The organism is Sinorhizobium sp. KGO-5 (genome assembly GCF_036245905.1).
Lineage (GTDB): Bacteria > Pseudomonadota > Alphaproteobacteria > Rhizobiales > Rhizobiaceae > Sinorhizobium > Sinorhizobium meliloti_A.
Genome location: NZ_BDIZ01000001.1, coordinates 1,174,263 through 1,195,321, shown reverse-complemented (window position 1 = coordinate 1,195,321; position 21,059 = coordinate 1,174,263). Strand labels below are relative to the sequence as shown.

The window sequence follows — 21,059 nt, the reverse complement described above, 5'->3', positions numbered from 1 at the left end:
AAAACTGCGTTACCTCAGCTCATCGCCATCCAGACGGAAAGCCATGTCCACATCGCGAAGAGCACGATGAAACCTGCCATGAACAGCGGCTGGCGAAAGCGAAGCCGATTGCTCGTGACGTGGATGAAGGCGTGAGCATAACGGAGCGCCACGAAAAGCCAGGCGAGACCAAGCGAGAGGAGATTGTCCGCCTCGGTGATGTAGAGCAGCACGCAGCAGAGATGGAAGAGAACCGGCAGCTCGAACTGGTTCGCTATGCTGTTTCGCACGATAAGGCTATCGCCCGGCTCGCCGCGGTTTTCCCGGAACAGGGAAGCGTCGATCTCGCCCGACCTGATGAGCGATGCCCGACGCGTGGAGAGGAGCGCATAAAGCGCAAAGACAAGCGCGGCATGGGCCACCATCGGCCAGAATATTTCGAAGCCTGTCATCGATGCTCTCAGCGTCAGCAATGGACATGGCGGACGCCGGACGGCGCCCGCCGATGATATCAGGCGCCGCCCGGATAGTTCGGGCTCTCGCGGGTGATCGTCACGTCATGGGCATGGCTCTCGCGGAGGCCGGCGCCGGAGATGCGAACGAAGGTGGCGCGCTCCTGGTAATCCTTGATCGTGGCCCCGCCGACATAGCCCATGGAGGCGCGGAGGCCGCCGGCGAGCTGGTGCAGGACGCCGGAGACCGGCCCCTTGTAAGGCACCTGCCCCTCGATGCCTTCCGGCACGAGCTTCAGCGTGTCGCGGACTTCCGCCTGGAAATAGCGGTCGGCCGAGCCGCGCGCCATGGCGCCGACGGACCCCATGCCGCGATAGGCCTTGAAGGACCGGCCCTGGTACAGGAAGACCTCGCCAGGGCTCTCCTCGGTTCCGGCGAGCAGCGAGCCGATCATCACGGCCGAAGCGCCGGCGGCGATCGCCTTGGCGACATCGCCCGAATATTTGATGCCGCCGTCGGCGATAATCGGGATGTCCGCGGCCTGTGCGGCCTCGACGGCCGCCATGATCGCGGCGAGCTGGGGCACGCCGACCCCGGCGACGATGCGCGTCGTGCAGATCGAGCCGGGGCCGATGCCGACCTTGACCGCATCCGCGCCGGCGTCGATCAGCGCCTTGGTACCGTCCCCGGTCGCGACGTTGCCCGCCATGATGCGCACCGAGTTGGAAAGCTTCTTCACCCGTGCCACCGCATCGAGCACGCGCTGCGAATGGCCGTGGGCGGTGTCGACGACGATCAGGTCGACGCCGGCATCGATCAGCCGCTCGGCGCGCTCGAAACCGTCGTCGCCGACGCTGACGGCGGCGGCGGCGCGAAGCCGGCCCTGCGCATCCTTGGCGGCGTTCGGGTTGAGCTGGGACTTTTCGATGTCCTTGACCGTGATCAGGCCGACGCAGCGTCCTTCGGGATCGACCACGAGGAGCTTCTCGATCCGGTGCTTGTGCAGAAGGCGCTTTGCCTCCTGCTGATCGACGCTTTCCTTGACCGTGATAAGGTTTTCCCGCGTCATCAATTCGTAGATTTTCTGGGAAGGATCGGACGCGAAGCGGACGTCGCGGTTGGTGAGGATGCCGACGAGGCGCCCCTGCTTCTGCCCGCCGAGGCCGCCGTTTTCCACGACGGGAATGCCGGAAATGCCGTGCGCCTTCATCAGGCCCAGAGCATCCGCAAGCGTCGCATCCGGGCCGATCGTCACCGGATTGACGACCATGCCGCTTTCGAACTTCTTGACCTGCCGGACTTCTTCCGCCTGTTCGGCGGGCGTCAGGTTGCGGTGAATGACGCCGATGCCGCCGGCTTGAGCCATGGCGATCGCGAGCCGCGCCTCGGTGACTGTATCCATGGCCGCCGAGAGGATCGGAAGATTGAGTTCGATGTCCTGTGCGATGCGGGTGGCGATATTCGTCTGACCCGGCATCACCTCGGAATGTCCTGGCTGGAGCAGAACGTCGTCGAAGGTCAATGCCTCCAGACCGGTTGCCGTTTCGATGATGCGCGCCATGGCCAGTTCCTCTTCAAATAAACGAAAAATCCCCGGGGACGCTCAGCGACTTGTCCACCGGGTGACTTCAAGGCTTTTCTTGGAAGTTGGCGAGGGCTGGTAACACGGATATGCCGGAATGAAAATAGCCAAGGGCCCCAAATCTTATGGGCCCCGGCGAATTGTTGTCGCAGTGCAGCAAGCCGCCTCTTCATATGTCGAACTGATAGCTCGCCGGTACGAAGCGATAGCCCTGATCATGGCTCTCGACGAAGCCGACGGACGGAAACGGCATATGATAGCCGATGAAGGGCAGCCGGTCGGTCGCGATCATGTCGAAGACCTTTTTTCTGCTCGCGCTGGCAGCCGCCTTGTCCATGTCGAAGCGAACCTCCCAATCCGGCCGCTGCAGCGACAGGACATAGTGGTTCGCCGTGTCTGCGGTCAGGATCATGGCCTTGCCGTCGGATTCGAGCCGATAGATCATATGCCCCGGAGAATGACCGAACGCAGCCATCGCAGAGATGCCGGGGACGACCTCCCCGCCATCCGCGACAAAGGTGATCTTTTCCGACAGCGGCACGACCTTCGCCAGCACCGCCTTGTGCCCGTTTTCGGCAGGCGTGCCGACGCGGGCGCCGTCCTTCCAGAAATCGTACTCGACCTGCCCGGTTACATAGCGCGCATTGGCAAAAGCGGGCTTTCCACCCTCCGTCAGGCCGCCGATGTGGTCGCCGTGCATGTGGGTGATGACGACGACCGTCACCTGTTCCGGAGCATAACCGGCAGCTTTCAGGCCTTCCGCAAGCTTGCCCGTGCCCGCCTCGCGACCTCCCTCGCCAAGCCCGGTGTCGAAGAGAACGACCTCGGATCCGGTATCGACCAGAACCGGGGAAAAGCCGTTGACGAAGCCGCTGGTCGGCAGGAAATTCTGTTCCAGAAGTTTGGAGACCGACTCCGCAGGCTGATTGGTGCCGAAGATCTCGTGCGGCTTGTCCGCGGCGCGCGTCCCGTCGCTGATCACCGTCACCTTGAAACTTCCGAGTTTCAAAGTTTTGAAGTCCGCACTCATCGCCGTGCCGCCTTTTTCCGTCGTTTCCTGAGCACCGGCAATGCCTGCCAGCAGACTTGGTGCCGCCAATGCGCCCGCGCCTGCCGCGAACAGCGTCCGCCGCTTCAATTGAAAAGCCATCGTCATTCCCTCCTGTTGACCGGCACTGCCCGCGCGCCGGTGATCACAGGCGAAAAGTAGTGCCTTGACAGAAATGGACAGGACGGATCACACGCATGTGATCTTCAATCTCCGGTTTCGCCCCGACAAAGCCATCGGAACCGCTTACCGGCGACCAGCGCGCTCGAGTTTCTGATGATTTTGTCCTCAAATCGATTTCGAATTAAGAACCAATGGGGCTAACGCCCGCAGTGACAGCCCCAAGGCGCCTTTCATGAACCGCATCGTCCCGTTGATCCTCGCCGTCGCTCTCTTCATGGAGCAGATGGATTCAACCGTTATTTCGACATCGCTGCCGGCAATCGCGCGCGATATGGGCGTCGGGCCGATCACGCTGAAGCTCGCACTGACCTCCTATATGGTGGCGCTGGCGATCTTCATTCCCCTGAGCGGCTGGATGGCGGACCGGTTCGGCGCCAAGCGCATCTTTCGCGCGGCGATCCTCGTCTTCATCGCGGGCTCCCTCTTCTGCGCGGTGGCGGATAGCCTCTTCGCCTTCGTCCTTGCGCGCTTCCTGCAGGGCATGGGCGGCGCCATGATGACGCCGGTCGCGCGGCTCGTCCTCGTGCGCAGTGCGCCGCGCAGCGAGCTTGTCTCGGCAATGGCTTTGCTGACGATACCCGCACTGGTCGGACCGCTCGCGGGCCCGCCGCTCGGCGGCTTCATCACGACCTACTTCTCCTGGCACTGGATCTTCCTGATCAACGTGCCGGTTGGGATTGTCGGGTATTTTCTCTCCGGCATCTACCTGCCCGAGATGGAGCGGCGAAATCCGCCCCCGGTGGATATCATCGGTTTCCTGCTCGGAGGCATTGCCGCCGCGGGCGTGGTCTTCGGGCTTTCGGTCATCAGCCTGCCGGCCCTGCCGCCGGCGATCGGTATCGCTTCCGTGTCGGCCGGCGTCGCCGCCTCGCTCCTCTACATCTTCCATGCGCGCCGGCATCCGGCGCCCGTGCTCGATCTCAAGCTCTTCCGCGACGGTGCCTTCCGCGCCGCGTCGATCGGCGGCACGATCTTCCGCATCTCCGTCGGCGCAGTGCCTTTCCTTATGCCGCTGATGCTCCAGGTCGGCTTCGGTCTCAGCCCGTTCCAATCGGGCCTCATCACCTTCGTCGGCGCCGTCGGCGCCATCACCACGAAGTTTCTCGCGCGCCGCGTGTTCGCTTTCGCCGGCTTCCGCACGACGCTGCTCATCGCCGCCGTGATTGCGGCCGTCACGACTTTCGCGAACGGCTTCTTCACGCCGGCGACGCCCTATCTCCTGTTGATCTCCGTCCTGCTGATCGCCGGCTTCGCCCGCTCGTTCTTCTTCACCGGCGTCAACGCACTCTCTTTCGCCGACATCGACGATGCCGACGCCAGCAAGGCGACGTCGATGAGCGCCGTGCTGCAGCAGATCAGTCTCGCATTGGGGGTCGCAGTCGCAGGCGCCATTCTCGAATTCCAGACGGCGCTCAGCGGCAGGCCGCTCGAGCTCGAAGACTTCCACGTCGCCTTCATGATCATTGCCATCGCCAATCTTCTGGCGGCAATTCCCTTCGTCGCCATGGCGAAGAATGCCGGCGCCTCCGTCTCGGGGCATCGGCTGGCCGTGCGGGAAGTGGAAACGACGGCTGCCGGCAAATGATCTGCTGGAGGCTCCGACCGGGCAGCGCTCTCAGGGAGAAAAGCTCCGCCCATTGCCCTTTCAGGCAAGCCGCATAACGCCTATTCCGGCCGCTCGCAGACCGCCGAAAGCTTGTTGCCGTCCGGGTCACGGACGTAAGCCGCATAAAAATTTGCGTGGAAGGGACGCAGCCCCGGCGCGCCTTCATCGGTGCCGCCACCGGCGAGCGCCGCGGCATGGAAGGCGTCCACCGCCGCGCGGCTTTGCGCCTCGAGTGCCACCATCGAGCCGTTGCCGATGGTCGCGGCCTTGCGATTGAACGGGGTCACCACCCAAAGCCGGCAGCGGAAATCACCCTCCGCGCCGTAACCAATCTCCACCTCATCCTCCTTGCGGCGCTTGAGGCCGAGGGGCGCAAGCGCCGTGTCGTAGAAAGCGCCCGCCCTTTCGAGGTCGTTGGAGCCGAGGGTCACATATAGCAGCATGGCACTATTCCTCCGCAGCACCCTCTGCCGGCTCGTCGCTCTCGAGCGCATGGCGACCCTTGAAACCCTTGGCGAGCAGAAACATCTCGACCGATTCGGCACGGGAGGACGCCGGCTTCACATGGACGACCTGACGGAAGTTCTGCTTCAGCATGTTCAGGAGGTCGCGCTCGGTGCCGCCCTGGAAGGTCTTCGCCAGAAAATGTCCGCCTTCCGCGAGTACCTCGACGGCGAAATGCGCCGCCACCTCGCAGAGATGCATGGTTCTGATATGGTCGGTCTGGCGATGGCCCGTGGTCGGCGCCGCCATATCGGACAGGACGATGTCCGGAGCTCCGCCGATCGCCTGCTTCAGCTTTTCCGGCGCCTCGGGATCCAGGAAATCCATCTGCAGGAAGCGGACGCCCGGGATCGGATCCATTTCGAGGAAGTCGATCGCCGCAACCCGCGGATCGGCATCGGTCGAGTTCGTCACCTTGGCGGCGATCTGAGACCAGCTTCCGGGTGCCGCGCCCAGATCTATGATGCGCTTGGCGCCAGCAAGAATCTTGTGCTTCTCGTCGATCTCCAGGAGCTTGAACGCCGCTCTTGCGCGGTAGCCTTCAAGCTGCGCCCGCTGAACATAGGGGTCGTTGATGTGGCGCTCGATCCAGCGGCGCGAAGACGCCTTCAGCTTGCCCTTCTTGACCTTTTGTCCGAGCTTGCGGCCGCTGCGATTGCCGCCGATCGGGGATTTCGTCATGCCTCGGTTCCTTCGTGGCGCTTTACCCGTTCCTCGCCCGCCTGCGGAGAACCGAAGCTGCGCTGATGACGGCGCGGACGCCCCCGGCGCCAGGCCCCGTCATCTGCCATCATATCGGTCAGCAGCCCTTCGCGAAGCCCGCGATCGGCGACACGCATGCGGCTCGACGGCCAGCGGCGGCGGATCGCCTCGAGGATCGCGCAGCCGGCAAGCACCAGATCGGCCCGGTCCGGACCGATGCAAGGGTTGGCGGCACGTGCGGCGAAATCCCAGGAGAGGAGGCGCGCCTGCATGGCCGAGACCTCGTCATCGGAAAGCCAGAGGCCGTCCACGCGGCGGCGGTCGTAGCGCGGCAGGTCGAGATGCACGCCGGCAAGCGTCGTCACGGTTCCCGACGTTCCGATCAGGTGGAAGCCGCCGCCATAGGAGCCGCTTGCCAGCGCGTCGACGGAGGGGCTCTCGAAGCCGGCAAGCATGGCCTCGACCTCGCGCACCATCACCTCGAAACTCTGGGGCGTCACATGCTCGCCGCCGTGGCGCTCGGAAAGGGTGACGACGCCCACGGGCAGCGAAGTCCAGTGGGTAATGTGATTGGCAAGCCGGCTCGAGCGATTTTCGCCGATCCGGATGACCGCAATTTCCGACGAGCCGCCGCCGATATCGAAGAGCACGACGGACCGGGTTTCGCGGTCGACGAGCGACGAGCAGCCGGACACAGCAAGCCGTGCCTCCGTCTCGCGATCGATGATCTCGAGTTCGAGACCCGTTTCCTCGGCGACGCGGTTCATGAAGGCTTCGCCGTTGGCAGCCGCACGCGCAGCCTCGGTCGCGATCAGCCGGCGCCGGCGGATCGAGCGGGCACCGAGCTTGGCGGCACAGACCTTGAGCGCTTCGACCGAGCGCTCCATCGCGTCCTCCGAAAGCCGCCCGCTGGCGCCGAGCCCCTCGCCCAACCGGACGATTCGAGAAAACGCATCGACCACACGGAACTGGCCCGGCCGGGTCGGCTGCGCGATGAGCAGCCGGCAATTGTTGGTGCCGAGATCGAGGGCCGCATAAAGCGGTGCCGGCGGCTCGCCCGGCGCGACAAATGGTGCACCGAGCCTCTCCGGACGCGCCTGCTGCTGCGCGGCGGCTTCGCCGCTCCGCGGCCGCGGAGCATCGCCGGACCGCTCGCCCGGCCGGCCTCCCGGCCGCAGGTTTGTCGTCGGGTTGCTCGCGGAAGCAAGCGGCCGCCCCTGAAGGCCGCGCCGATGGCGCGCCTTCCTGTTGCGCTTTTGGGCGCCCCTCTTGTCGCTGAGGGCCGCATCCGACGCCGGCGCGCTTGCACCGGAGGCAGCGGACTGATCTTGCGGTCTTGCTGATTTCGAACGCCGGCGCCGTTTGCGCTTGCGCGACGGCTCCGGCTCGTTCAGTGCTGCGGGACGCCCTGCTTCTCCGGACGGACCGGATCCGCTGGCAATTGCAGACGGGGAACCGGACGGCTTGCGCCGCCGCCGCTTGCCCTTGCCGCCCCGCGACGCGCCCATGCGCCCCTCGCTGCGGCCTGCTGCCGACGCCCCGGATTCAGACGGCTTATCGCCGTGATCGGGGTCTTTCACTTGTCTCAACCATGGCGCCGCGCGAAGCCTGACGGCCGCTCAAGGCGCTCTCTCGATTTTGCGTTGGCGCGACTGTACCAGCGCCGTCTCCTTTCGCCAAACTTTTTTTGGAACCATAGCGGAGCCGGCGAACCCGACCGCCCTTCCCCTTCCGGTTGCCGAAGACCGACCAAGGACGAGACCCTTATCGAGGCTCAAACCAAAACCAGAAGGACACAGCCCGGCCGCATTTTTTTGGCAAAAGGTATTTGCATCGGGCGTTCTTTTGTTTATAAGCCCGCCACACCGACGCGGCGGCAACACACCGCCAGCGGCCTTGGGGAATAGGTTAACGGTAGACCAGCGGACTCTGACTCCGTTAGTCCTGGTTCGAATCCAGGTTCCCCAGCCAATTCTCGCTAAATCCCCTTGATTCCTTGATTTTCCAGTCGTGCCGGATATCGTTTTGGCATTATTGGCGACCTGATGCCCAGAACTGTAGCCCACAGGTGATGCCCACGCGAAATATGCGCGGCGGCCTCGCCAGTGGCAGGCAAGGGCAAGATACCCATGGCAGTCCGCCACGACGTCGAAAATCTCATTCGCCGCGGCAACATCTTTTATTGGCGGGCACGCGTCCCCATGTCGTTTGCGCGGTGCCGACCGGGCAGCCGTCTTTCACTCAGCCTTCACTGTTCCGACCATAAGAAGGCACAGGCGATCGGTCGGAAGCTCAACATGCTGATGGCCGAGCTGAAGTTGAAACAGAAGGAACCGATGTCCAAGGAGCAGCTCCAGAAACTCTGCGCACACGAGCGCGACGGAGCATTATCGGCATCGACCGCCTTTAGGATCACCGCGATTGCCTTGTCGGGATCGCCCGCCTGGTTGCCGTCGTTGGTTTCGCGATAGTGCCTGCGCGAGCTCGCTGCATATTCCGGCATTTCGTTGGCCACCATAGTGATCGAACGCCAAGGAAATCGGTACGAAACGGTCCGGGCTCGACGATCAACACGCGGACGCCGAAGGGCTTCAGCTCTCCGGCGAGGGCTTCGGAAATTCCTTCCACGGCAAACTTTGCGGCATTGTAATATCCGCCGCCGCCACTGCCCGCGATGCCTGCGCCGGACGACATGTTGACGAATGTTCCACCGGAACGTCGCAGGACGGGCAGGTCCCAGATATCGCTTGGCTCATCCAGAGTTTGCCCAACGCGAGACCCGTCCTTCGATCAAACAACCGCAACGTCCAGGGGCGCATGTGTAGGCAGGGCGTCGGGATCGCTGTTCTGCCCCGCGTGGTCGGCGATCAGATCGCAGGCATCCGCAGAATGGAACTGCCCAAGTCGCCGCCCGCGCGAGACATCTGGATGGGATATCATCGAGACCTACGACGTCTTCAGAGGCTTCGGGCCTTCATTTCCACCGTATCGGACCATCTCGTGAGTGTGACAGCAAGATGAGCGAGCCGGAGGCGATCAAGCCTGCCGAATCTCCAAGATGTCTACCTCTCGGCCGCAATCTCCTTGTGCCGTTCCACGACAGCACCCACGATCAGTTTCATCAGGCTTTCGACGAAGTGCTCCCTCAATCCGACATCATCGGCGATGTTCTTTAGTCGATCCATTTGCCGTCGCTCCCGCTCATCATCTGTCGCCGGCATCGCCTGTGCCGCTTTTAACTGGCCGACTTGCTCGGTACAGCGAAAGCGTTCGGCCAGGATATGAAGGAGAGCTGAATCCAGGTTGTCGATGGTCTTTCGGTAGGACGCAAGTTGCTCTGCCGTATCATGTGTCGTCATTTGAGTTCTTCCAAAGTGCTCTGACAGGCACGACGTGGGCCTGAAGAAATGGGACATCGAAAGTATAATACTGCGCTCTCGATAACTCTGGCTTTCAGATGGTCGCCTTACGCTCATACACCACCGAGCTACGGCACCTCACAGTTCTGCTCTGCGCATACCGCGACGCGAGACCGAAACACTCAGCCATATCGCCGAAACCAGGAAGTAGAATGCCCCGACACCAGCGTAGCCCGTGACCGTGGAGATAGAAGGCTCCTGCGGCATTTGCGCTTGAAAGATAAAGAGCGCGCCCGCTAACGCCGATTGGCCACCGCTCAATATCATCGCCCACTGACCGCCGTTTGTTTTCCAACGACGAACTGCAGTCCCAAGCTGCAGCAGCCCCGAAAAGATGGCCCATAGGCCGAAGGCGCCGAGGACCCAGTTCATGTTCATCATCAGCGCCAGGATCACCGCAATAGTCATAATCGAGCTCGCTGTGACGTTGATCACCTGGCTGCGGTTCACCGCAAAGCCACCGCTCCTCGCCGCATCAACGACGTTAGCGGCTGCATCCCAAGCCGGATAGATGATCAGCAGGGCGGCAGCCACTGCAAATGACTGCTGTCCGGCGGTCAGTGCAGCCGCAACCCACAGCACCGAGAACGCCGCCCGGGTAAAGTAATACTGCTTGAGCCATTGGTCATTGCCGCGCGTGGCACTGGCTTTCTGTTCGTTCGACATTGGTTTCTATCCCTATCTTTGATTGATGAAATTGCTGGCGTGCGTTTTTCACAAGAAGCAGACATGCTCACCAAATGGGGTGTACTCGTCCCACTCAAGTCGGCCGATCCGATCGCTTTCGCCGGAGAGTTTCGCGGATGCATCGTCTGGCATCGCACCATCATGCTGAGTATTGTGGGACGCGATCGTTGCCCCAGCACCCTGGCTGTTCTCCGAGCGTCCACGTTTCTCGAACGCCTCGTTGATCGCTCCTTGATGCTTTGCGACCCATCGGCCGTCCGGATCAGAGAGGATTGAATTCGTTTGGCTGATCTCGGCCTGTCAATATCGCAGGATCGCCATTCGCACCGTAGTGACCCCAGTAGAGTTCAGGGTGAGCGTTGAAGATCTGCAGCCCGCTCAAGAGAAGGAAACTTAGGCAGAGCACGTTCAGCCAGTGCGTGAGCCGTGTCACAATCGAGTGCCGGCGGATGAAGACCGTCCGGGGAGAGCGGATATTGTCATTGGAAGCTTGTGCGCTCATCTCAGCGTCTTTCGTCAGTGACATCTCACGGCTGCGGAGAAAGCAGCATCGACCTGTAGTCGCCGGCCGGAGCAGTGGGGCGGCGGCTCCGGCCAGCGACGGCGTGGCTTACATGGGCGGAACCACGCCATTCTTGCCGACAACCACCTGATGGGCGATGGGGCCGGTTGCAGCCTTTTCGGCAGTGATGAAGACGACGGCGCCAGGCACAAGATCGCCCTTGGCCGCCGCAGCAATGGTCACGACAGGCGTGCCGTCCGGAATGGCGATCTTCTTTTCCTTGCCGTGATAGGTCACGGTAACGGTCCGGCCATCGACGCCTTTGACCGCATCCGCGACCGTCGCATTCGTCATGCTGCTGTCGGGCTTGAGATCCCAGCCGTAGCTGCCCTCGCCAAGGCCTTTCATCGCCGGAGGGAAGATCAGGACTTCGAGTGCGCCATCGCCACCGCCCGCCTTTGGCAAGGATGCGATGCCGACAAAATCGCCCGGCTTGATGTCGGTCACCTTGGCTTCCGCGACACTCGCGACCTTCCAGTCGTCGGCAAACGCGACGTCGACAGTCTCACCCTCGCGGGTTTTCACCCTCAGTGTGGAGCCCGCATAGGTGACGATGCTGCCGCGCACGTGGATCGGCACGGCTTTCTTATCCTCGGCATGGGCGGGTGCCGCAAAGGCTGTCATGGAAAGGATGCCCGTCAGGCCGAGAGCTAGGGTAGCGAAAAACGTCTTCATTTTATTCTTCCTACTAGTTGGTAGTTTCGTTGGATGCGATTATGCCTGAGGAGCGTAGCGACCGCAGGATCAGTGAGAGACTGTGGGCGTAAGACGATGGAGAGCAGGTTCGAGTATCATCGAGAATACTTCCGGTTTCCCGTAGGCTCTGGCCGACAGCATCGCCCCATAAACCGTCGCCAGAAATGCTTCGGCTTCGACGTGAGGCTCGCTGGCGAGGGTGAGGGTCCCTTGCCTGGAGCCACGCTCCATCACTGTCGCCAGCCAAGTAGAGATGAAGCGGAAGAATGCCGTCACCTCCTTTGCGACCTCCGGCGGCAGAGACGGCAGCTCGCTGGCAAGCAGCGCACAGACGCAGTACGGCCTGCTAGCATCCTCAATGCATTTGGCCCAGTGGTTTGCATAAACCTTGAGGATGTCGAATGCATCCGGAACGTTCCGCTCAAGGACTGCCACGGTTGCCTGGCCATCTTCGCGGTATCGCTTGACCAGCTCACGCACCAAATCGACCTTGCTGGGAAAATGGTGGTGAATACTAGCCTTACGAATCCCGACCACCTCTGAGATATCGGCGTAGCTGAAGCCATTGTAGCCGCCGCTCATGAGAAGATTTCGAGCGGAAGCCAGGATGTCGTCGGAGGTCGTAGAAAGATTGCTCATGCCGCCTTTCTACCTTCTAGTAGGCAGACGGTCAAGAACAGAATATCGCCTCGCGTCAGCCGTCGGTCGAGACCGTCACATCTTTCCACGCCTCGACTTCCTGTTGCAGACGCTCAATCCGTGCCGTCACATGCCTCAGCGCATCGCTGCCAAGAAGAAGTTGCGGCGGGGGATTGTCGGACTCGATGAGGGTCAGAACCGCAGCGGCCAGCTTTTGCGGATTGCCGAGCTGCTTGCCGCTCACGGCCTGACGCGCCTCGCGGATCGGATCAAACAGGCTATCGTAATCCGCAATGGAACGTTCCGTGCGGATCATGGATCGACCTGCCCAGTCTGTTCGAAACGAGCCGGGGCAAAGCGTCGTCACGTGGACGCCGAACGGCGCCATTTCCGAGCGCATGACCTCCGAAATGCCCTGCAGTGCAAACTTGCTGCCGCAGTAATAGGCGATGCCGGGCATGGTGATCATGCCGCCCATCGAGGTGACGTTGACGATAAAGCCGCTGCGGCGCTCCCGGAACCTCGGAAGAAACGCCTTGGCCACCGCGACGGCGCCGAACACATTCACGTCGAACTGGCGGCGCATCTCTTCGATGGGCGATTCCTCGAGTACACCCTCGTGCCCGTATCCCGCATTGTTGATCAGCACATCGACTGGACCGTGATCGTCCTCCGCTTGCTGAACCACGGCGGGGATGCGATCGAAATAGGTGACGTCGCAAAGGACCGGGTGAAGCGGCGGAAGGCTCTTTGCCAAAGCTTCGCGCGAAGCTTCAGAGCGGACGGTCCCGACAACCTTATGGCCAGCCTCGATTGCGGCAGTGGCAATTGCCAGTCCAAAGCCCGAGTTCGCCCCCGTGATAAAGAAGGTCTTTTGCGACATTTCTGAAACTCCTTGATTAACCGTTGATGTGACAGATAATCTGGAAATTTAGCGAATTCGATTGCGGATTATTTCAGATTCTTGCCAAATCCTATGAATGAAGAAAAACAGCTATCAGGACATGACCGGCTCATAGCACTCGCCGGGCAACTCGCACCCCGCCTCGGGTATAACAAAACAGCGCTCCATTGTGTGCGGATCCTGCGCACGGAGGCGGTGCTCAACGACATTCCCGTTCTTTATAAGCCAGGCGCTGTGTTCGTATTGCAGGGGAGCAAACATGGCATGCTAGGTGGGGAAATCTACCTCTACGACGAGGACCACTACCTTGCCGTCTCGGTGCCCGTTCCCTTCCGGATGACGTCTACGGCCAGTCCACAGCGGCCACTGCTGGCAATCTATCTGGAGTTCAACATGCAGATGGCGGCTGAGATCGCCATGCAGCTCGAAAAACTCGCCAATCCCGTAACCACCAGGCCGAGGGGGCTCTACTCCAGCAGAATGGATAGCAGTACAGAAGACGTCCTGCAGCGCTTGCTGATGGCACTCGGAAGCCCGGTCGAGGTCGCCGTACTTGGAGACTCCATCCTGCGTGAACTGCATTACCGGGTCATGTCGGGCCCGCAAGGTGGCGCAGTGATCGCGGCCCTGCAGCGGAAAGGGACGTCGGGAAAGCTGGTCGAGAGCGTGGCTTGGCTACGGGACAATTACGCAGGCGAAATTGCTGTCGCGGATCTCGCCAAAGCCGTGGGAATGAGCGTCCCTTCGTACCACGTTCATTTCAAAGACCTAACGGGCTCAAGTCCGATGCAATATGTCAAAGCTCTGCGGCTCCATGAGGCAAGGCTGATGATCGCCCGCCAGACAGGAACAATCGCGGAGGTGGCGGCTTCAGTTGGCTATGTCAGCCCGGCGCAATTCAGCCGCGACTTCAAACGGCATTTCGGGCGAACCGCATCGGAAGAGGTGAAGTGGGTCCAGCATCACCTAGGAGAACAGGTTTGACGGTCGCCTCTGAGGACTCCGCAGGCCGGCCGGTGGCGCAAGAGGCCACAGAGCTCCGCTTCATGTCAATGCTCAGGCGCTGATGCCGCCGTTGACGAGAATGCCCCAGGCAGCACCGGGGCCGGCGAGGAAGGCGACCGCCTCTGCGACTTCCCTGGTTTTTCCGTATCGAGCAAGCGACAGGCTCGGCAGGATAGCAGGTGCGAGAGCACCATCGGCAGGGGTACCTCCTGGGGGTTTACCTCTAGGTTACAACAGGGAGAAGACCTAGCCCGACCGGGAGGACGTCCTTGACGATAACGCTCCTAACACTGCCGTGTGAGTTGGATGTCCGCTCCTGGGGACTGGCAGCGGATGTCGGAACGGCTGTAATGGAGCGCGAAGCGGCCATCCGCGCGGTGGCCGCGGTAGCGTAAACTTCAGCCCGAAAGCGGAAATTATTTCCGCTTCAGACCCGTGTTGACTGATGCCCAAAGCCAGGGCACAAAAGTGGCATCCACGGTCGCTCGCTATGGGAAAACAGAGGGAATTTCAAAGCTTTTATTTAAAGCCGTTGATCGGATTTGGCGACACCCCGCAGATGCCATGCGAGACAGACAGCATCGATCGCATGATCGTCGCCCAGTCGTGTGGCGGGTGACCACCTTGTGAAAAATGCAGAGGCTCCGGGCGTTTTTGAGCACCGGCATAAAAGTCAAATCGAACGGCTGTCATATGCCCAATGCAGCAGAGCCTGGCGCTGACGCGGCCGGCACCAGCAATCCCCAGGCTCGCAGGCTCGGCGAAGCTGAGCGACATGGCGGCGAATAGCTTTCCAACGGGCGATCTGTCTCTCGTCCTCGCCGGGCATGCGACGTCCTTGGTGATACCGACAGTACCACTGGAACCAGCCACGCGGATCGTCGGAATGTATCCATCCCTTGGCTCGCCAGACGCTGAGCGGTTGGCTGGCGTCGACACCGAACCAGTTGAGTGATGGGTCTTTGCGAAGCGGCGACAGCCGGGCCTCTGCAAACCAGCTGTTGGGGAATTCGTTACGGCAGTCGGTCATGTATTTGCCACCGAACACGCCGAGCGCAAGCATCTCGGCGGGTGTCAAGTCTGGCTGGAAATCGGGATGAAAGTCACGGCCAACGGGTGCAACGAGAGCGTACCGGTAGCCTTGCTGCATCCGATCATTCACGAGGATCCATCGGGTTCTCATCGGGCGCCCTGCAACATTGGCTTCGAGCGGTTGCGCCGCCAGATCGACATGTTAAGTGCCACCGCAAAACTCACCCAGGCGAGGTAAGGAGCAAGCAGCAAAGCAGCTACCGCATTCACGGGGTAAAACACTATAATGGTCGCGAAGATCGCGGCCCAAAGCAAGATGATCTCCACCATGGCCAGCCCAGGTCGGTGAAGTCCAAAAAAGATCGGCGTCCACGCGGCATTGAGCAGAAGTTGTACTGCATAGACACCTAGAGGCAGTGCTGCGCCGGCAATGCCTTCCTCAATCAGTACGAGCCAGCCCGACAGTCCGATCGATGCATAGAGAACGGTCCAGACCGGAGCGAACAGCCAATCGGGCGGGCGCCATCTTGGCTTGTCGAGCTGCTGGTACCAGGCGCCCGGCCTGAAGATCACGCCGGGAGCCGCCGCAGCAAAGCTCGCAACCTCGAAGACGGCCAGCAGAAGGAGGGAGGACATGTCCATCGGCAAAAGATGGAGGGAGCCGCCGACGAGGAAAGCGGGTCCCTTCCAAGTCCTATCGGTTCTGCCCGGCAGCGAAATTGCCGGAGCCCATCGTAGACAAGAGGGGGATGATCTGCCAGGCGGCCGACAGCCCCACCAGGATGTAAACGATCCGGGCGAGCCCCGAGCCAGCCCCAAAGATCGCGGCCACGAGGTCGAAGCTGAATAATCCGACCAGCCCCCAGTTCAGGCCACCTACGATCAGGAGGATGAGAGTGAAAACGTTGATTAACTTCATGGTTCTTCTCCAGGTCGAGGGATGAAAGGTCAGCCCTCCGGCGGCATGATCACCTCGTCGATGACGTGGATGACCCCGTTCGAGGCAGCAATGTCGGCAGCAGTGACGGCGGCGTCGTTGACCTTTACGGTGGAGCCCTCGACTTCGATGTCGATCATTTTGCCATTTACCGACTTCGCTTGGTCGAGACCGGCCACGTCCGCGGCCATCACCTTCCCCGCGACCACATGGTAGGTGAGGATGGCAGTAAGCTTTTGCTTGTTCTCCGGCTTCAGCAGGTTTTCGACGGTACCGGCCGGCAACTTGGCGAAAGCTTCATCGGTGGGAGCAAAGACCGTGAACGGACCAGTCCCTTTGAGAGTGGCGACCAGACCTGCCGCCTCGAGCGCTGCAGCCAGCGTCTCGAATTGACCCGCCGCAATGGCGGTGTCGACGACGTCCTTCTCCGCGGCGAACGCGCTGACGCTGCTTCCGAGCGTGATCGCTGCCGCGAACAAAAGGCTTCTCAACTTCATGGCAATCTCCTCTCGATCAGGGGGTGCGAAATGCACCGCACCTTTTCATGTGGAGCAAACGATTTTTCTTTCTACTCAAATTTTCGTGAGAAGAACGCAAATTCTCTTGTGAAGATAATTCTCGTTGTGATAGTTTCACGACATGAAAAGGAGTTTGAGACGTGCTCTCTGACACGCTGTCCAATGAGCTCCAGCGCTACGCAATCGGCCCTCGCATCAAGGCACTGCGTCTGAGAAAGAAGCTGGGGTTGGTGCAGTTGGCCGGGCACACGGGGCTCTCGCCTGCGATGCTCTCAAAGATCGAGCGGGGGCAGATGTTTCCAACGCTGCCCACGCTGCTTCGGATCGCCATGGTTTTCGGCGTCGGCCTCGATCACTTCTTCAATGTCGACAAGGAGGAGCCGCTCATCGCGGTCGTCCGAAAGCGGCAGCGTCTCAAACTTCCAAGCCCGCCGGGCGAAAAGACCCCCGCCTTTCTATTCGAAAGCCTGGACTATCCCGCTTCCGACCGCCGCATGGAGTCGTTCTACGCCGAGTTTCCGGTCGATGCGCCGCCGTCAGAGCCGCATCAACATGGCAGCGCCGAATTCATCTACGTGCTCAGCGGTCGGCTTATAGTCAATGTGGATGGTAAGGAGGCAGCGCTGGATACGGGGGACGCTATGTATTTTGACTCTAGCGTTCCGCACAGTTACCGCCGTGAAGGCAAGGGAATGTCAACGGCTATCGTTGTGACTTCTTCATAGGCGGCCGTCGACTGAATACTCCAGAAACTCATCCCCATGCATTGCCAACATAAGGATTCACGGAGGCCGAAAGCTGCCGGTCTGCTATGGACAGGCGATCCCAAGGAGCTGTTGCGGTGCGCGAGCCGCAAGCATGGCACCGACTCAGGCCATAAAGGTCACGCCTGTGACAGTTCGTACTGTCGAGAAGCTACAATAGCTTTCCAAGCATGTGAGCCAGTTGGTCCTGGGAATACGGCTTTGGCAACCTGGCCACGTCGATTTCCACGCCCGACGGTAAGTCCGCGTAGCCAGAGGCCAGCACGATGGGTAACCCCGGCATACGGTCACGCGCCGCTTTCGCCAGTTCCGCTCCCGTCATGCCCGGCATCGAGTAGTCCGTGATTAACAGGTCGAAGGTGGCGCCGCCATCAATCAAGGCGAGCGCCTCCTTTCCTGAATAGGCCTCCACGACCTCGTGGCCGAGGTCAGCCAGCATGTCAGCCGAACTCATGGCAATCAGGACGTCGTCGTCGACGAGAAGGATCCGCTTGGGGCCGGCTTCATTCCGAGGGCCTACTGCCGCGACCTCCTGCTTTTTTTCGTGACTCTCAGATGTCGACACCGGAATCCATAGTTCCGCAGTGGTCCCCTGACCAAGGGCGCTTGTCAGCTTCAACCGGCCGTCCAACTGCAAGGCCAGTCCGTGAACCATGGAAAGACCAAGGCCTGTACCCTTGCCGAGTTCCTTGGTGGAAAAGAACGGCTCGATCGCCTTCTCTAGAGTTGCTGCGTCCATGCCTTGGCCCTGGTCGATAACCGACAGGAGGACATAGCGTCCGGGTGCAAGGGATTCCGATACCGCCGGCTGCTCCGCTTCCTTCAGCTCGATCCGGATCGTTCCGCCATCCGGCATCGCGTCGCGGGCATTGACGGCCAGGTTGAGGAGGGCGAGCTCCACCTGGTTGGCATCGGCCGACACGGGCGGGAGGTGCTCCGGAACGGCCACCTCTATGGCGATCCGCGATCCGACCGAGCGCTGCAAAAGATCCTCCATCTCTGTCACGAGTCCGGCGAGGTTTACCGGGCCCACCTGAAGGTCCTGCCTGCGGGCGAAGGCAAGCAGCCGCTGGGTGAGCGACGCGCCGCGCTGTGCGCCCTGCAAGGCTCCGTCGATCAGCCGCGTAGCCTTCGCATCGCCGGCAACATGCTTTCGGATGAGTTCAAGGTTGCCGAGCACCGCCATCAGGAGATTGTTGAAGTCGTGCGCCACTCCGCCGGTGAGCTGGCCGATCGCTTCCATCTTCTGCGCGTGGCGAAGCTGCTCCTCTGCCCGTTCCCGCTGACTGACCTCCGCCAGCACGAGTCTGTGCGCCTCTTGCAGCTCGCGCGTCCGCTCCGCCACGCGTTCCTCGAGCATCTCGTTGAGATGCCGCTGCTGTTCTTCGGCCTGCAGGCGCTCGGTTATGTCGGCTGAGACCCCGACCAGCTTGATCGGCCGCCCGGTGCGGTCCCGGTGAAGTTGCGCGCGGATTTCAGCGCCGTGCACAGAGCCGTCAGGCCAGACAGTCCGGTAGGCGATGGCGTAGTCGGCCCCCGTTTCAATCGTGTTGCGCACCGCCTCCGTCATGCGTGCCAGGTCATCCGGGTGGATCGCTTGCAGCAAGTCCTCGTAGGTGAAGCCGTCCTCCGGCGCGCGGCCGAAGATTTCCCTGCAGGTGGGCGAGGTGGTCAAGCCGTTTGTGGCGAGATCGAGTTCCCAGGCCCCGAGGCGGCCGGCCTGCAGCGCCGTTTGAAGGCGGCGTTCCCCTTCGTCCAGTGCCTCCATACGGGCACTCGCCTCGTATTGCCGGCGTCGCGCGCGCATCGCGGAACGCGCGACGCTGATGAATGTCGTCGGGTGGAAGGGCCGCTCGACGAAACTGACATTGCCGAGGACTTCCGATAGTCGGGCGGCGGCTGGGTTTCGCTCAGGACCGCCGCCGCGCGTGGTGAGTATAATGAAGGGAAGGTCGGACCAACTCGGCTGCGTCTCGATCCACGAGACAAGCGGACGCAGGTCGACCGACCGCAACGCCTCTTCCGTCATCACGGCGAAGGCGGCGTTCTCGTTCAAGTCCGCCACCAGCGCGTCCAGGGTCGAGGCAATTTTCGCAACCAAGCCCGCTTCCTGCAGCAACGCCGCCGCAATCTGCCCGTCGCGGCCCAGCGGGGCGTGGATCAGGCCAAACACATCTCGCTCAGGAATGGGTGCCATCCTCGTCAAGTGTTTGCAAAAGGGGCTGTCGGTCTCCCACGAAAACAGGAACACCACGCAGGACTCCCTGGAACCCGGAAAGGGGTTCGCCGAGCGTCAACCCCTTTGTTCCGATCTTGTATTCGCGGATCGTATCCTCGTGTTGTCCGGTGCGCTTCTTGATCACCGAGATTGCCCGGCGAACCCGACCCTCCGCCTCGAAGTAGCGCAGCAGGATGACTGTATCTGCAAGGTACGTCACGTCCACCGGCGACTTCATGTCGCCGACGAGGCCGTGCTGCGCGACGGTGATGAAGGTGTTGGCACCCTGCCTGTTCAAATATTGCAGCAGCTCATGCATGTGCAGGATAAGTGCATTCTCCTCAGGCATCGCAGCCTGATAGCCGTTGATGCTGTCAATGACGACTGTCTTGGCGTCGAAACTGGCTACCCTGTCCCTTACGCGCTGTGCGAACTCGCCGGGTGACAGTTCGGCGGCGTCGAGCTGTTCGATGTGGATCAGGCCCTCCTCGCGCAGGGCCTCCAGGTCGAGCCCCATCTCCTTCGTGCGGGCAAACAGCAGCCCCAGTTCCTCGTCGAAGACGAAGATCGCCGCCCGCTCGCCGCGCCGGATCGCAGCCTCTACGAACTGAAGTGCAAACAGGCTCTTGCCGGTGCCGGCAGGGCCGATCAGCAAGGTGCTGGAGCCGCGTGCGATACCGCCGCCGAGGAGATCGTCGAATTCACTGATGCCGCTCGCCAGTACGGTCCGCTGAAAGCCCGACCTGTGCTCCGAGGCGCGCAGCCGCGGGAAGACCGCCACGCCGCCGGTCTTGATGATGAAGTCATGATAGCCACCGCGGAACGCCTGCCCCCGATATTTGAGAACCCGCAACCGGCGACGCTCAGACCCGTAGTCCGGAGCAAGCTGCTCAAGGTGGATGACACCATGCACCACGCTATGGACAGTCTTGTCCATGGCGTCGGAGGTCATGTCGTCGAGAAGCAGAACTGTTGCGTCCGAGCGCGAGAAAAAGTGCTTCAGCGCAAGGATCTGGCGGCGGTAGCGCAGCGAACTCTGGGCCAGCAGCCGGATTTCCGAGAGGCTGTCGATCACCACCCGATGGGGCTTCACCCGCTCGAAGGCTTCGAAGATAAGCTTTGTAGTCTCCCCGAGCTCCAGGTCGGAGGAGTACAGGAGGCTTTGCTGCTGGTCGGCATCAAGAAGGCTTTCCGGTGGAACGAGCTCGAAAATCTCGACCTGATCGCCGATGTCCTTCCCATGCGAGAGGGCACTGTCGCGCAGTTCCTCCTCGGTTTCCGAAAGCGTAATGTAGAGACAGCGCTCGCCAATGCTGGCGCCTTCGAGGAGGAACTGCAATGCGACCGTCGTCTTCCCCGAACCGGGAGCCCCTTCGAGCAGGAAGACGTGGCGGCGTGAGAGCCCGCCGGACAGAATGTCGTCGAGGCCCTCCACCCCGGTCTTCGCTTTTGCACTTGAACTGTCTGTCATACATCCTCCATGGCGGCCTATGAAGTAGAGTAAACGCGCTGGTTTCCTAGAGGGGAAGACGTTGAAGCCAGGAGATTCGTTCCGCCATCGCAGCCAAACTCAGCCGGGGCGGCGAGCGGTTGTGAGCGTCCGTTGAGCCTGAGGCAGAGC

At 61.5% G+C, this 21,059-nt stretch carries 21 protein-coding genes, 1 tRNA gene and 3 pseudogenes; 6 read left to right on the top strand and 19 right to left on the bottom strand.

Annotation, left to right across the window (positions count from 1 at the left end; translation table 11 throughout):
- Window positions 1-14: 14 nt before the first annotated feature.
- From BHD07_RS05675 to BHD07_RS05665, 3 genes are all read right to left on the bottom strand, one after another.
- Complete coding sequence (locus BHD07_RS05675) at window positions 15-431, bottom strand: MAPEG family protein (protein WP_100669369.1); 417 nt, start codon at window positions 429-431, stop codon at window positions 15-17.
- A 59-nt stretch (window positions 432-490) separates the two neighbouring features.
- The gene (guaB, locus tag BHD07_RS05670; RefSeq protein WP_018094312.1) at window positions 491-1,993 is read right to left on the bottom strand and encodes an IMP dehydrogenase; all 1,503 of its coding nucleotides are present in this window, start codon (window positions 1,991-1,993) and stop codon (window positions 491-493) included.
- Between the two features lie 190 nt (window positions 1,994-2,183).
- Entirely contained in the window at window positions 2,184-3,164 is a 981-nt protein-coding gene (locus BHD07_RS05665; protein ID WP_100669371.1) for an MBL fold metallo-hydrolase, read from the bottom strand.
- 253 nt (window positions 3,165-3,417) lie between these two features.
- Here BHD07_RS05665 and BHD07_RS05660 point away from each other — a divergent pair, with 253 nt between their 5' ends.
- Window positions 3,418-4,830, top strand: a complete 1,413-nt coding sequence (locus BHD07_RS05660) for a DHA2 family efflux MFS transporter permease subunit (RefSeq protein WP_100669373.1) — start codon at window positions 3,418-3,420, stop codon at window positions 4,828-4,830.
- An 80-nt stretch (window positions 4,831-4,910) separates the two neighbouring features.
- Here BHD07_RS05660 and BHD07_RS05655 read toward each other — a convergent pair whose 3' ends face one another.
- Genes BHD07_RS05655 through BHD07_RS05645 form a run of 3 tightly spaced genes read right to left on the bottom strand, consistent with a single transcriptional unit; the run spans window position 4,911 to window position 7,637 of the window.
- Window positions 4,911-5,294 carry a VOC family protein gene (locus tag BHD07_RS05655; protein WP_100669375.1) on the bottom strand — a complete coding sequence of 128 codons (384 nt, stop codon included), beginning with the start codon at window positions 5,292-5,294 and terminating at the stop codon, window positions 4,911-4,913.
- A gap of 4 nt (window positions 5,295-5,298) precedes the next feature.
- The gene (locus BHD07_RS05650; protein WP_100669377.1) at window positions 5,299-6,036 is read right to left on the bottom strand and encodes an RlmE family RNA methyltransferase; all 738 of its coding nucleotides are present in this window, start codon (window positions 6,034-6,036) and stop codon (window positions 5,299-5,301) included.
- Window positions 6,033-7,637, bottom strand: coding sequence for a Ppx/GppA phosphatase family protein (locus BHD07_RS05645; RefSeq protein ID WP_198516606.1), 1,605 nt, complete (start codon window positions 7,635-7,637; stop codon window positions 6,033-6,035). Before BHD07_RS05645 ends, BHD07_RS05650 begins: the two co-directional genes overlap by 4 nt.
- Window positions 7,638-7,954: 317 nt before the next feature.
- Here BHD07_RS05645 and BHD07_RS05640 point away from each other — a divergent pair.
- Window positions 7,955-8,028: transfer RNA gene (locus BHD07_RS05640), tRNA-Gln, on the top strand.
- A 158-nt stretch (window positions 8,029-8,186) separates the two neighbouring features.
- On the top strand, window positions 8,187-8,528 hold the full coding sequence (locus tag BHD07_RS05635) for a DUF6538 domain-containing protein (RefSeq protein WP_338278326.1): 342 nt from the start codon (window positions 8,187-8,189) through the stop codon (window positions 8,526-8,528).
- Here BHD07_RS05635 and BHD07_RS05630 read toward each other — a convergent pair.
- Window positions 8,438-8,790 (bottom strand): annotated as a pseudogene (locus BHD07_RS05630) (SDR family NAD(P)-dependent oxidoreductase); the annotation flags it as partial. The gene BHD07_RS05635 and the pseudogene BHD07_RS05630 overlap by 91 nt on opposite strands.
- Here BHD07_RS05630 and BHD07_RS05625 point away from each other — a divergent pair.
- Window positions 8,785-9,078 (top strand): annotated as a pseudogene (locus BHD07_RS05625) (LysR substrate-binding domain-containing protein); the annotation flags it as partial. The pseudogenes BHD07_RS05630 and BHD07_RS05625 overlap by 6 nt on opposite strands.
- Window positions 9,079-9,119: 41 nt before the next feature.
- Here BHD07_RS05625 and BHD07_RS05620 read toward each other — a convergent pair.
- The 6 genes and pseudogenes from BHD07_RS05620 to BHD07_RS05595 all read right to left on the bottom strand — a co-directional run bounded on the left by BHD07_RS05620 (window position 9,120) and on the right by BHD07_RS05595 (window position 12,943).
- Entirely contained in the window at window positions 9,120-9,416 is a 297-nt protein-coding gene (locus tag BHD07_RS05620) for a chorismate mutase (RefSeq protein ID WP_100669445.1), read from the bottom strand.
- Window positions 9,417-9,554: 138 nt separating this feature from the next.
- Window positions 9,555-10,142 (bottom strand): DUF308 domain-containing protein, encoded by a 588-nt coding sequence (locus tag BHD07_RS05615; protein WP_338278323.1) that lies wholly within the window; start codon window positions 10,140-10,142, stop codon window positions 9,555-9,557.
- Between the two features lie 295 nt (window positions 10,143-10,437).
- A pseudogene (locus tag BHD07_RS05610) lies at window positions 10,438-10,665 on the bottom strand (cytochrome b/b6 domain-containing protein); the annotation flags it as partial.
- A 108-nt stretch (window positions 10,666-10,773) separates the two neighbouring features.
- The gene (locus tag BHD07_RS05605) at window positions 10,774-11,400 is read right to left on the bottom strand and encodes a hypothetical protein (RefSeq protein ID WP_338278321.1); all 627 of its coding nucleotides are present in this window, start codon (window positions 11,398-11,400) and stop codon (window positions 10,774-10,776) included.
- A 69-nt stretch (window positions 11,401-11,469) separates the two neighbouring features.
- Window positions 11,470-12,060 carry a TetR/AcrR family transcriptional regulator gene (locus BHD07_RS05600; protein WP_100669451.1) on the bottom strand — a complete coding sequence of 197 codons (591 nt, stop codon included), beginning with the start codon at window positions 12,058-12,060 and terminating at the stop codon, window positions 11,470-11,472.
- A 55-nt stretch (window positions 12,061-12,115) separates the two neighbouring features.
- Entirely contained in the window at window positions 12,116-12,943 is an 828-nt protein-coding gene (locus BHD07_RS05595) for an oxidoreductase (RefSeq protein WP_324762978.1), read from the bottom strand.
- A gap of 93 nt (window positions 12,944-13,036) precedes the next feature.
- Here BHD07_RS05595 and BHD07_RS05590 point away from each other — a divergent pair, with 93 nt between their 5' ends.
- Complete coding sequence (locus BHD07_RS05590) at window positions 13,037-13,948, top strand: AraC family transcriptional regulator (RefSeq protein ID WP_324762977.1); 912 nt, start codon at window positions 13,037-13,039, stop codon at window positions 13,946-13,948.
- Window positions 13,949-14,642: 694 nt separating this feature from the next.
- Here the strand turns inward: BHD07_RS05590 and BHD07_RS05585 are convergent.
- Genes BHD07_RS05585 through BHD07_RS05570 form a run of 4 tightly spaced genes read right to left on the bottom strand, consistent with a single transcriptional unit; the run spans window position 14,643 to window position 16,435 of the window.
- A complete protein-coding gene (locus tag BHD07_RS05585) occupies window positions 14,643-15,152 on the bottom strand; it encodes a hypothetical protein (protein WP_324762975.1) in 510 nt (169 codons plus the stop codon).
- Complete coding sequence (locus BHD07_RS05580) at window positions 15,149-15,637, bottom strand: TspO/MBR family protein (RefSeq protein WP_338279325.1); 489 nt, start codon at window positions 15,635-15,637, stop codon at window positions 15,149-15,151. Before BHD07_RS05580 ends, BHD07_RS05585 begins: the two co-directional genes overlap by 4 nt.
- A gap of 58 nt (window positions 15,638-15,695) precedes the next feature.
- Window positions 15,696-15,920 (bottom strand): DUF378 domain-containing protein, encoded by a 225-nt coding sequence (locus tag BHD07_RS05575; RefSeq protein ID WP_338278317.1) that lies wholly within the window; start codon window positions 15,918-15,920, stop codon window positions 15,696-15,698.
- Window positions 15,921-15,949: 29 nt separating this feature from the next.
- Entirely contained in the window at window positions 15,950-16,435 is a 486-nt protein-coding gene (locus tag BHD07_RS05570) for a fasciclin domain-containing protein (protein ID WP_338278314.1), read from the bottom strand.
- A gap of 161 nt (window positions 16,436-16,596) precedes the next feature.
- Between BHD07_RS05570 and BHD07_RS05565 the strand changes: the two genes are divergently transcribed.
- Window positions 16,597-17,181: a helix-turn-helix domain-containing protein gene (locus tag BHD07_RS05565; protein WP_338278312.1), complete on the top strand. Its 585-nt coding sequence runs from the start codon at window positions 16,597-16,599 to the stop codon at window positions 17,179-17,181.
- A gap of 190 nt (window positions 17,182-17,371) precedes the next feature.
- Here BHD07_RS05565 and BHD07_RS05560 read toward each other — a convergent pair whose 3' ends face one another.
- Both BHD07_RS05560 and BHD07_RS05555 read right to left on the bottom strand, forming a co-directional pair.
- On the bottom strand, window positions 17,372-19,417 hold the full coding sequence (locus BHD07_RS05560) for an ATP-binding protein (RefSeq protein WP_338279323.1): 2,046 nt from the start codon (window positions 19,415-19,417) through the stop codon (window positions 17,372-17,374).
- Complete coding sequence (locus BHD07_RS05555) at window positions 19,401-20,909, bottom strand: ATPase domain-containing protein (RefSeq protein WP_338278310.1); 1,509 nt, start codon at window positions 20,907-20,909, stop codon at window positions 19,401-19,403. Before BHD07_RS05555 ends, BHD07_RS05560 begins: the two co-directional genes overlap by 17 nt.
- Window positions 20,910-21,059 lie beyond the last annotated feature (150 nt).